This window comes from Lysobacterales bacterium (assembly GCA_016721845.1).
In the GTDB taxonomy this organism is placed as follows: Bacteria; Pseudomonadota; Gammaproteobacteria; order Xanthomonadales; family Ahniellaceae; genus JADKHK01.
Genome location: JADKHK010000013.1, coordinates 314,738 through 325,437 on the forward strand (window position 1 = coordinate 314,738; position 10,700 = coordinate 325,437).

At 65.7% G+C, this 10,700-nt stretch carries 7 protein-coding genes and 1 tRNA gene; 7 read left to right on the plus strand and 1 reads right to left on the minus strand.

Annotated features, from left to right (window positions below; translation table 11 throughout):
- From ihfA to IPP28_08855, 7 genes are all read left to right on the plus strand, one after another.
- The gene (gene ihfA / locus IPP28_08825) at positions 1-303 is read left to right on the plus strand and encodes an integration host factor subunit alpha (GenBank protein ID MBL0041130.1); all 303 of its coding nucleotides are present in this window, start codon (positions 1-3) and stop codon (positions 301-303) included.
- The gene (locus IPP28_08830) at positions 281-637 is read left to right on the plus strand and encodes a MerR family transcriptional regulator (protein MBL0041131.1); all 357 of its coding nucleotides are present in this window, start codon (positions 281-283) and stop codon (positions 635-637) included. Before ihfA ends, IPP28_08830 begins: the two co-directional genes overlap by 23 nt.
- A gap of 65 nt (positions 638-702) precedes the next feature.
- Positions 703-779: transfer RNA gene (locus tag IPP28_08835), tRNA-Pro, on the plus strand.
- 86 nt (positions 780-865) lie between these two features.
- The gene (locus IPP28_08840; protein ID MBL0041132.1) at positions 866-4,297 is read left to right on the plus strand and encodes a S8 family serine peptidase; all 3,432 of its coding nucleotides are present in this window, start codon (positions 866-868) and stop codon (positions 4,295-4,297) included.
- A gap of 148 nt (positions 4,298-4,445) precedes the next feature.
- On the plus strand, positions 4,446-5,588 hold the full coding sequence (locus tag IPP28_08845; GenBank protein ID MBL0041133.1) for an efflux RND transporter periplasmic adaptor subunit: 1,143 nt from the start codon (positions 4,446-4,448) through the stop codon (positions 5,586-5,588).
- Positions 5,589-5,600: 12 nt separating this feature from the next.
- Positions 5,601-8,726, plus strand: a complete 3,126-nt coding sequence (locus IPP28_08850) for an efflux RND transporter permease subunit (GenBank protein MBL0041134.1) — start codon at positions 5,601-5,603, stop codon at positions 8,724-8,726.
- Positions 8,723-9,319 (plus strand): TetR/AcrR family transcriptional regulator, encoded by a 597-nt coding sequence (locus IPP28_08855; protein ID MBL0041135.1) that lies wholly within the window; start codon positions 8,723-8,725, stop codon positions 9,317-9,319. Before IPP28_08850 ends, IPP28_08855 begins: the two co-directional genes overlap by 4 nt.
- A gap of 66 nt (positions 9,320-9,385) precedes the next feature.
- On the opposite strand, the gene IPP28_08860 is transcribed toward IPP28_08855, so the two are convergent.
- Positions 9,386-10,480, minus strand: a complete 1,095-nt coding sequence (locus IPP28_08860) for a peptidase M35 (protein ID MBL0041136.1) — start codon at positions 10,478-10,480, stop codon at positions 9,386-9,388.
- Positions 10,481-10,700 lie beyond the last annotated feature (220 nt).

Here is a 10,700-nt window from a genome sequence, read left to right on the forward strand (position 1 = left end):
ATGGCATTGACCAAGGCAGAACTCGCCGAACGGCTCTTTGAGCAGGTCGGCTTGAACAAGCGCGAGGCGAAGGAATTCGTCGACTCGTTCTTCGATGTCATGCGCGATGCACTGGCCCGTGGCGAACAAGTGAAGCTGTCCGGTTTCGGCAATTTCGATCTGCGCCAGAAGAATCAGCGCCCAGGTCGGAACCCGAAGACCGGAGAGGAAATCCCGATCTCGGCACGGCGTGTGGTCACGTTCCGTCCGGGCCAGAAGCTCAAGGTGAGGGTCGAGGCGTATGCTGGATCAGGGCAGCAATAACGAGCTCCCGCCGATTCCGGCGAAGCGCTACTTCACCATCGGTGAAGTCAGTGACCTGTGCGCCGTGAAGCCGCATGTGCTGCGTTACTGGGAGCAGGAATTCACCAGCCTGAATCCGGTGAAGCGTCGTGGCAATCGCCGTTATTACCAGCGCCATGACGTGTTGATGATCCGCCAGATCCGCTCGTTGCTGTACGACCAGGGGTTCACGATCGGCGGCGCGCGCCAGCGTCTGGAAGGCAATCAGGGCAAGGCCGAAGTCACGATCGGGTCCCAGATCGTCAAGCAGGTGCGCCAGGAACTGGAAGAAGTCCTCGCCATCCTGAAGCGCTGACGCGTTGCGGTCAGCCAGCCGAGCGGTCACAATCCGCGCCCGCGTTTCGACGCGGTTTCCGAAGTCGGGGCGTAGCGCAGCCTGGTAGCGCATTTGCCTGGGGGGCAAAGGGTCGTGGGTTCGAATCCCGCCGTCCCGACCAATTCGGACCAATCAACCGGCTGCGGCCGGTTTTTTTGTGCACGTCGTCTCGACGGAGCCGGGGGTGCGATCCGTTAGCATCAACGAATGCTGCCACGCCCGCCACATTTTTTGGTCCTGTTGCTGGTCGGTGCCACGGCCGCGCAGGCCGGCGTGCTGCGTCTGTCCTCTGGCGTCGTCGATCCGCAGCAGTTGGTGCGCGCTCCGGGCGACGATTCGGCCGATGCCGCCGCCAGCCATGTGCTGATCCAGTTCGAGGCCGGTCGCGCCGCGTCGGTGCGTGCCGCGCTGCAGTCGTTGGGCGTGGCCATCGAGGCCTATGTGCCCGAGCACACCCTCCGCGTGCGCCGCGGCGACGTGTCACTGACGACCCTGCGCGCGCTGGCCGGGGTCTCCTGGGTCGGGCGGTGGCGCGCCGAGTGGAAATTCACGTCGGCGACGCGAGCTGCGAGCGGGCCGGGCGAATTCGATGTCTACGGTCACGTCGACGGTGATGCGGACGAACTCGCGGCCGTCGTGGCCAAATGGCTACCGGACGCCCGCGTGCTGCAACGGCCGCGCAGTACCCGGCTCGCGCGCATCGTCGTGGCTTTGCCGCAGCCGGCGATGATCGACACGCTGGCGCAGTCCGACGCGATCACCTGGATCGCGTCCCATGCGCGGCCGGAGACGCACAATACCGAGGCCAGCGGCGTGATCCAGGGCGGGGCAGTCGGCCTGCATCCGTTGTGGTCGCATGGACTCACCGGGCACGGCCAGATCATCGCGGTGGCCGATTCCGGACTGGACGCGAACGAGCGCTGGTTCACGCGCTACAACCCGGGCAGCGGTGCACTGGTCTTCGTCACGCCCGCGCAAGCCACCTTGCCGCCCGCCCTCGGTTCGCGCGTCAGCGATGCCAAGGTGATCGCAAACTGGGTGCAGCCGGGTGCCGACGCCTACGAGACCGTGTTGCCGTGCGGCACGGTGGCGGCGGTCCAGCACGGCACGCATGTCACCGGCACGATTTCAGGCGACAGCGGCATCACCGCCACACCGACGGCCGCGAATGCCGATGTCGGCGACGGCATGGCACCGAATGCGCAGATCCTGTTCCAGGACATTGGCGCCGATTGCCTGGTGATCGACGACTACGCGGCGACGCTGATGCAGGCCCGCAGCGGCGGCGCGCATGTCCACAACAACAGTTGGGGTGCCGCCACCGGCAATGCCTACACCGGCTACGACTTCGATGCCGACGACACGACGTGGCTGCTCGAAGACCTGCTCGTGGTGGCGTCGGCCGGCAATCGCGACGAGGCCATCGCGGCAATCGGTTCGCCGGGCAATGCCAAGAACGCGCTGACCGTCGGCGCCCTGCTGCATGGCGACAACAGTTGTCCGGCCACGTTGTACACGACGAACAACCAATGGGGATCGAGCATCGGTCCCGGCAGCGGATGGCGCGACAAGCCCGAGATCAGCGCCCCGGGTTCGGCGACGATTTCCGCGGCTGGCGACGACGCCAGTGTCGGTGGCGAAGAGCCGGCGCTGACCAGGGCGCTGAGCGGTACCTCGATGGCGTCGCCGACCGTGGCCGGTGGTGCCGCGTTGATGCGCCAATATTTCGTCGATGGCTGGTATCCGCGCGGCAGTGCACGCGCCGGTGATCGCTTGAATCCGCTCGCGGCCACGCTCAAGGCGGCGGTGGTGAACAGTACCGGCGAGCTGATCAACAGTTTCATCGGTGAGACGCGGCTGCCGAGCTACATCACCGGCTGGGGTCGCATGTATCTCGATCGCGACCTGTATTTTCCTGGCGACAGCCGGCGCCAGCGCGTGTTCGAGCGCGCGCATGGCAGCGGGCTCGCGACCGGCGACGTGCATGAATACGCGATCGAGCAGGTCGCGGCCGGCCAGTCGCTGCGCGCGACTCTGGCCTGGTTCGATGCCGCGTCGGTGCCGGGCGTGGAATATCCGCTGGTCAACGACCTCGATCTCGAAGTGATCGGTCCGAACGGCGAGGTCTATCGCGGCAATGCCTTCGGTGACGATCCGAGCTGCCAGACCCAGGCCTGCTTCGATCCCTGCGGGCCGCCCGCGGCGCAGCGCCCGTTCATCACCACGATCTCGATCGATGGCAATGGCACGCGCGACTCGCGCAATACCGTCGAAGCGGTCCGACTGCTCGCGCCGACACCGGGCCGCTACCGGTTCCGGGTCAGCGGATTCAACGTGCCTGGCAATGACCGTGCCGGCAGCGACCGGCAAGGTTACGGGTTGGTCGTCGCCGGCGACTTCGGCGTGCCGTCCGCGGTGCCTGCCGCAGCGCCACTGAACCTGTCGATCGTGCAGAACGACGCCGATGGCATCCGCATCGCTTTCGACGCCGTGGCCGGTGCCGATTCGTATCAGCTGTATCGCGCGACCGGTTCCTGCGCCGGCACCGACATCGCCGATTTCCATCTCGCCGGACAATCGGCGACGGCGCTGATCGAGGACCCGAATACCGTCGGCGGCGATCGTTATGCCTATCGCGTGCGGGCCGTCGATGCCGACACCGAAGGTGCGATCAGCACCTGTGTCGATGTCGTGTCCGCCGATAGCTGCGCCTTGCCGCCCTTGTTCGATCGCGTCGCACCCCGGGCCGATGCGGCATTTGCCGACTGCGCCGTCGCGCTCGACTGGACGCCGGCACCGCCGCGCTGCGCGAATGCCAGTGGCGTCGGCTATCTGGTGCAGCGATCGGACACGCCCGACTTCGTCGCGCCCCTGACGTTCCTGGCGGCCGCGCCGTCGATGATCGATACGCAGGTGCAGAGCCAGACGCTGTACTTCTATCGGGTACGCGCGGTCGACTCCTTCGGCAACACCAGCCTGCCGAGCGCGGCGCGTAACGCCACCACTGCGGGTGCAGGCGGACCGGCCGGTCTCGGTTTCGTCGACGATGCCGACACCCGCAGTTATGCCGATGTGCACGCGCCCTGGCAAATCGCAGCCGGTGTCGCCAGCCAGGGTTTGCGGGCGTATCGCACCAGCGCGGCCGGCGCGCGTTACCCAAAGAACACGTGCGCCGCAATCGAGTTGCCGGCCTTGACGGTCCCCGATGCCGCGAGCCTGCACTACGACGCGCGCTATCAGCTGGAAAATCAGTGGGATGGCGTGGTCGTCGAGATCTCCACCGACGATGGCGCGAGCTGGACTGACCTACCGCCTGATGGCGGCTATCCGGGTTCGTTCGCGCAGACCCAGAGTCCGCCGATCAATGCCTGCGGCTTTGCGGCCGAGCAGGGGGCCTTCAGCGGCGAAACCGCCGCATTCCAGACCTACACGAGCGATCTGACGGTCTTTGCCGGCCAACGCGTCCGTGTTCGCTGGCGCTTTTCCAGCGATCCCGGCATCGAACTCGACGGTTTCCTGCTCGACGCCATCCGCATCGCATCGCCGGGCGCGGATCTGCCGATCGATCTGATTCTGCGCGCGGGCTTCGACAATGACGATGCCGCCGCGATCGGCGGCGCCTGTATCGCGCTGCCCTAGGGTCCGCGGGGCGGGGCGGCGGCACATCCGGTTGCAGACCTGAATCGCGACGCGACCGCGACCTTCGGGCTATTGATTCGAAGTGAATGAACGTTCATTCTCTTCGCCCGGGCCTGGACCCGCCCCCTCATTTCCGTCGAGCACCCTCATGCCGAATCTCTCTTTCTGGCGCATTTTCGCCGCGTTGTCGTTCGCTGCAGCCCTGTCCGCGTGCGGAAAGACGGCGGCGCCCGCTGCTCCGCCACCGACCGCCGTCACCGTGGTGACCTTGAAGACCGCACCGTTGACCTTGACCCGTGAATTGCCCGGTCGCACCACGCCCTTCCTGGTGGCCGAAGTGCGGCCGCAGGTCACCGGCCTGGTCACCGCGCGCCTGTTCACCGAGGGCGGCCTGGTCCAGTCCGGCGACGCCCTGTATCAGCTCGATGACGCGACCTACCGCGCCGACACCGCCAGTGCCGAAGCGGCCGTCGCTCGGGCGAATGCGCTGCTCGAATCGGCCCAGCTGAAGGCCCGGCGCGCCGACGAATTGATCAAGATCCATGCAATCAGCACCCAGGATCACGACAACGCCGTCGCCGCATTGCGTGAGGCCGAAGCCGATGTCGGTGTTGCCAAGGCAGCGTTGCAGTCGGCTCGGGTGCGACTCGGCTACAGCCGCATCACGGCGCCGATTGCCGGCCGCATCGGCAAATCGTCGGTGACCGCCGGTGCGCTGGTGACCGCCAACCAGTCGGAATCGCTCGCGACCATCCAGGAGCTTGATCCGATCCACGTCGATCTGTCGCAGTCGAGCAGTGAACTGCTCGCCTTGCGCAAGGCCCTCGGTGACGATTTCCAGGGCGCCAAGGACTATCCGGTCACGATCCTGCTGGAAGACGGCAGCCGCTACGACCAGGAAGGCAAACTCACCTTTGCCGATGTCAGTGTCGATCCGGCGACCGGCAGCTTCGCGCTGCGTGTGGTGGTGCCGAATCCGCGCGGTGTGTTGTTGCCCGGCATGTACGTTCGCGCCGTGGTCGGCAGTGGCACCTTGCAGGATGCCCTGCTGGTGCCCCAGCAGGGCATCAGCCGCGATCCCAAGGGCGCCGCCAGCGCGATGATCGTGACCGGCGAAGGCAAGGTGGAGCCACGTACCGTGCAGGTCGATCGCACGGTCGGCGACCACTGGCTCGTCACCGGCGGGCTGTCGGCGGGGGATCGCGTCATCGTCGAAGGCCTGCAGAAGGTGCGTCCCGGGGCGATCGTGGTCGCGACGGAAGCGGCACCCGCTGCCGCGCCGACGCGCTGAGCGGAGCACGTCATGGCCCGATTCTTCATCGATCGACCGGTGTTCGCGTGGGTGATCGCGATCATCATCATGCTCGCCGGCCTGCTGTCGGTGACCCAGCTGCCGATCTCGCGTTATCCCGACATCGCGCCGCCCTCGGTCACCGTCAATGCCACGTATCCTGGTGCGACGGCGCAAGCGGTCGAGAACTCGGTGACCCAGATCATCGAACAGTCGATGACCGGACTCGACGGGCTGCAGTACATGTCCTCGACCAGCGATTCGAACGGTGCCGTCGCGGTGACGCTGACGTTTTCGAACGGCACCGATCCCGATATCGCCCAGGTCCAGGTCCAGAACAAGTTGCAGGTCGCGACCGCGCTGCTCCCGCAGATCGTGCAGCAGCAGGGTCTGCGCGTGGACAAGGCACGCGCCGGCTTCCTGCAGGTGGTCGGCTTCGTCTCCGCCGATGGCAGCATGGATCGCAACGACATCGCCGACTACGTCTCGTCCAATGTCGTCGACCAGCTCAGTCGCGTGCCTGGCGTCGGCAGCGTGCAGGTGTTCGGCGGCAAGTACGCGATGCGCGTCTGGCTCGATCCGGCCAAGCTCGCGACGTACCGGCTGGTGCCGAGCGACATCGTGTCCGCGATCCGTGCCCAGAATGCCCAGGTTGCCGCCGGTCAGCTTGGCGGCACGCCGGCGATCGACGGCCAGCAGATCAACGCCACGATCACCGCCCAGGATCGACTGCAATCGGTGGAGCAGTTCGCGGCGATCGTGTTGCGCAGCCATGCCGATGGTTCGGTATTGCGCCTCGGCGACGTCGCGCGGGTCGAGCTCGGTTCCGAGAACTACACGGTGGTCAGCCGCTACAACGGCCAGCCGGCGACCGGGGTCGCGATCATGCTGGCCTCGGGCGCGAATGCGCTGGCCACGGCCGATGCCGTCGCCGCGAAGATCGAACAGATGCGACCGGCCTTTCCGCATGGCCTCAAGACCGTCTTGCCGTTCGACACCACGCCCTTCGTGCGCGTGTCGATCCACGAAGTGCTGAAGACCCTGGCCGAGGCCGTCGTGCTGGTCTTCCTGGTCATCTACCTGTTCCTGCAGAACTTCCGCGCCACCCTGATCCCGACCATCGCGGTGCCGGTGGTGCTGCTCGGTACGCTCGCGGTGCTGCAGGCGCTCGGCTTCTCGATCAACATGCTGACCATGTTCGCGATGGTGCTGGCGATCGGCCTGCTCGTCGATGACGCCATCGTCGTGGTTGAGAACGTCGAACGCGTGATGAGCGAGGAAGGATTGTCGCCGCTCGAGGCAACGCGCAAGTCGATGGACCAGATCACCGGTGCACTCGTCGGCATCGGCGTGGTGCTGGCCGCGGTGTTCGTGCCTATGGCCTTCCTGCAGGGGTCGACCGGCGTGATCTATCGCCAGTTCACCGCGACCATCGTGTCGGCGATGGGCTTGTCGGTGCTGGTCGCGATCGTGCTGACGCCGGCCCTGTGCGCGACCATGCTGTCGCCGTTGAAGAAGGGCGAGCATCACGGCGAACACGGCTTCTTCGGCTGGTTCAATCGCAGCTTCGAGCGCGGCAACCGGGGTTATCGCGGTCTGGTCGGGCGCATGCTCGCCCGCAGCGGTCGCTTCCTGCTCGTCTATGCCGCACTCGCCGTGGTGATGGGCGTGGTCTATCTGCGGGTGCCGTCCTCGTTCCTGCCCGACGAGGACCAGGGCATCCTGTTCACGATCGTGCAGACCCCGGTCGGCGCGACCCAGCAGCGCACGCAGAAAGTGATGACCCAGGTCGAAGACCATTACCAGCAGAACGAGGCCGGGCTGATCGAGTCGGTGTTCGCCGTGCAGGGCTTCAGTTTTTCGGGCGGCGGCCAGAACAACGGCATGGCCTTCGTCAAGCTCAAGGACTGGGAGCTGCGCAAGGATGCAGCATCAGGTGTCACCGCGATGGCCGGGCGGGCGATGGGCGCATTCGGCCAGATCAAGGACGCGATGGTGTTCGCGGTCGCACCGCCACCGGTCACCGAACTCGGCACCACCGGCGGCTTCAACCTCTATCTGAAGGACAACGCCGGGCTCGGTCATCGCGCCCTCGTGGAGGCGCGTGGCCAACTGCTGGCCTTGGCCGGCAAGAGCCCCTTGCTGACCGGCGTGCGCCCGAACGGCCAGGAGGACCAGCCGCAGTTCAAGCTCGACATCGACACCGAAAAGGCGAGTGCGCTCGGCGTCGGCACCGAGGCCATCAACAGCACGCTGACCGTCGCCTGGGGTGGCCAGTACGTTGACGACTTCATCGACCGCAATCGCGTGAAGCGTGTCTACGTGCAGTCCGACGCGCCGTTTCGCATGGTGCCGGAGGATTTCAACCGCTGGTATGTGCGCAATGCCGGCGGCGACATGGTGCCGTTCTCCGCATTCGCGAGCTGGCGCTGGACCTACGGTTCGCCACGCCTGGAACGCTACAACGGCGTGCCCGCGATCAACCTCACCGGCATGCCCGCCGAGGGCGTGAGTTCCGGCGCCGCCATGGCCGAGATGGAACGCCTTGCGGCCGAGTTGCCGGCGGGCGTCGGCATCGAGTGGAGCGGCCAGTCCTTCCAGGAGCGCGTCGCGGACGAACAGACGCCGATGCTCTACGCATTGTCGCTGCTGATCGTGTTCCTGTGTTTGGCGGCCCTGTACGAAAGCTGGTCGATCCCGACCTCGGTACTGATGGTCGTGCCGCTCGGCATTCTCGGCACAGTGTTGTTCACCTGGCTGCGCGGCCTGGAACGCGACGTCTACTTCCAGGTCGGCATGCTCACGACGGTCGGATTGGCCAGCAAGAACGCGGTGCTGATCATCGAGTTCGCGAAGGCCAATGTCGAACGCGGCATGGGCTTGATCGAAGGCACGCTGGCCGCGATCGGCGATCGCCTGCGCCCGATCCTGATGACCTCGATCGCGTTCGGTTTCGGCGTGCTGCCGCTGGCGATCGCGACCGGCGCCGGTTCGGGGGCGCAGCGCGCGATCGGCACCGGCGTGATCGGCGGCATGCTGTTCGGCACCTTCCTCGGCATCTTCTTCATTCCGCTGTTCTTCGTCACCGTGCGCCGCCGCTTCGGAGGTGCGCGTCGCGCTCCGGAGTCGGCGGCGTGAGCGCCATCATCGCGAACGATCGGGCCGCGGCGCAGCGCGATCGCATCCTCTGCGCCGCGCGTCAGTGCTTCATCGAACATGGTTTCCACGCGGCGAGCATGGCCAGCATCGCCGAAGCGGCGGACATGAGCGCGGGCCTGATCTATCGGTATTTCGACAGCAAGAACGCGATCATTCTCGCCATCATCGAGCGCCAGCTGGCGGAGAAGCGGGCCGACATCGCGGCACTCCAACCTGGTGCGGATTTCGCCCAGCGGGTGCGCGACCTGGTCGCGAAGTGGCGCGGCGGCGATGTCCGCACGATGAATCCGACCCTGTTCCTCGAAATGAGCGCGCTGGCATCACGTGATCCGCAGATTGCATCGGCGCTCAGCGAGTCGGACCGTGTCACCCGTTCCGATTTCGCCACCTGGCTGGTCCAGCGTGCCGCGTCCGGGAGTGTGCCGATGAGCGCCGCTGACGCCGAGACTCGCGCATTCGCGCTGCAATGCCTGATCGAAGGGCTGGCCGTACGCATCGTGCGCGAACCCGACCTGTCGGAGCCGATGCTGGCCGACATGCTGGCGATGAACCTGCCGGTGCTGATCCGCTGAGCGAGGTGCGCAAACGACAACGGCCCGCTGTTCGCGGGCCGTCGTGTAGGACGTGGTGCGGGGCGGTCAGTTCTGCGCCGGCGTGTTTTCCGAGAAGTACTCGTGGCTGTCGGCGTTCTTGATGGCGCTCGCCGGGTTGCTGATCGCGAGATTCTTCGCGCCGGTCTGGCCGTAGACGATGTCATCGGTATTGCCGAGCACGTCGAAATGGCTGAGCTCGTGGATGATCGTGCCGGCCTTCGAATCGGTGCCGGTGTTCGGCGCCGACCAGAACGCATTGCACAGGTACACGCGGTAGGGCTGGGTCGGATAGACGTAGGCGTAGGCGCTGGACGTGCAACCACAGTTGAAAGTGAGCTTGGTGTTCGACAGCGCGTATTCGATGCGGTCGTAGTTGCCCTTGACCGAACTGAAACGCGAACTGGTGGCGGTGCCGAACCAGGTCTTGTAGCGCGTGGTGACCGTGCTGTAGGTCTTGCTGGTGAAGTAGCTGTCCGAGTTGATGCCATAGCTGCGTGCCGACGTCAGCGCGGTCTTGATCGAGCTCTGGCGGGTGGTCGAGCAGCTTTCGAACGCCGGCGTCGGATTCAGCGCCTTCATCCCGATCGGGAAGACTTCTTCGTAATTGTTCGGAATGCCACTGCCGTCGACCCAGCGCTGGATCGGGAAGGATTCGACGCGCTTCGACTGGACGTCACGGCGGGCACCATGGTCGTGTGCGTCGCCGGTCTGTGCCAGATCGATCGCGTACTTCATCTGGTACTGGCCGGTCGCCGAGAAATCATAGGCTTCGGACAGGTCGATCTCGATCGACTTGGCTTCACCCGGCTGCAGGGTCATCCAGTCGTCGGGCGCGGGTGCGCCACGCTTGATCCAGCGGCCGTTGTAGTCCGAATCCATGCCGCCGACATTGACGTCGAACAGGTCGTGCTCGATGCCGAAGAACGGCGTCTGCCATTTCAGGACGCTGATCGCTTCGTTGCCTTCGTTGCGCATCGTGAAGGTGACCGCAGAGCCGATGTCCTGGCGGGCCTTGTCCAGCGATGGCGCCATGACGACGCTCAAGCCTGCAGCCTGTACCGACGTTGCCGCGAGCGCGGCGGTAATCGACAACACGAGCGTCCCGAGACCGCGAACAGCGGTCGAATTGCGCTGAATCATGTGCTCTCCCCAGAGTGTTTGTAGGCATGCGTGGATGTTGCCGCTGTGGACAACCGCTCGAAGCTAGCGACGCAGATCGCAGTTTTGCAACGTGTTTCGATTGCGCGCTGCAGCACGTCCGGGTTGCTGATCGGCGTTGTCGCGACGTGCTGCACGCGCGCATTGCGGATCAAAACTGAGTGTGACACTATAACATTTCATGTCGCACTGGTCGGCTGCC

Excerpts from the sequence above, each read along its gene's own strand:
- ihfA (MBL0041130.1), top strand. The coding sequence starts at position 1 with ATGGCATTGACCAAGGCAGAACTCGCCGAACGGCTCTTTGAGCAGGTC.
- IPP28_08830 (MBL0041131.1), top strand. The coding sequence starts at position 281 with ATGCTGGATCAGGGCAGCAATAACGAGCTCCCGCCGATTCCGGCGAAG.
- IPP28_08840 (MBL0041132.1), top strand. The coding sequence starts at position 866 with ATGCTGCCACGCCCGCCACATTTTTTGGTCCTGTTGCTGGTCGGTGCC.
- IPP28_08845 (MBL0041133.1), top strand. The coding sequence starts at position 4,446 with ATGCCGAATCTCTCTTTCTGGCGCATTTTCGCCGCGTTGTCGTTCGCT.
- IPP28_08850 (MBL0041134.1), top strand. The coding sequence starts at position 5,601 with ATGGCCCGATTCTTCATCGATCGACCGGTGTTCGCGTGGGTGATCGCG.
- IPP28_08860 (MBL0041136.1), bottom strand. The coding sequence starts at position 10,480 with ATGATTCAGCGCAATTCGACCGCTGTTCGCGGTCTCGGGACGCTCGTG.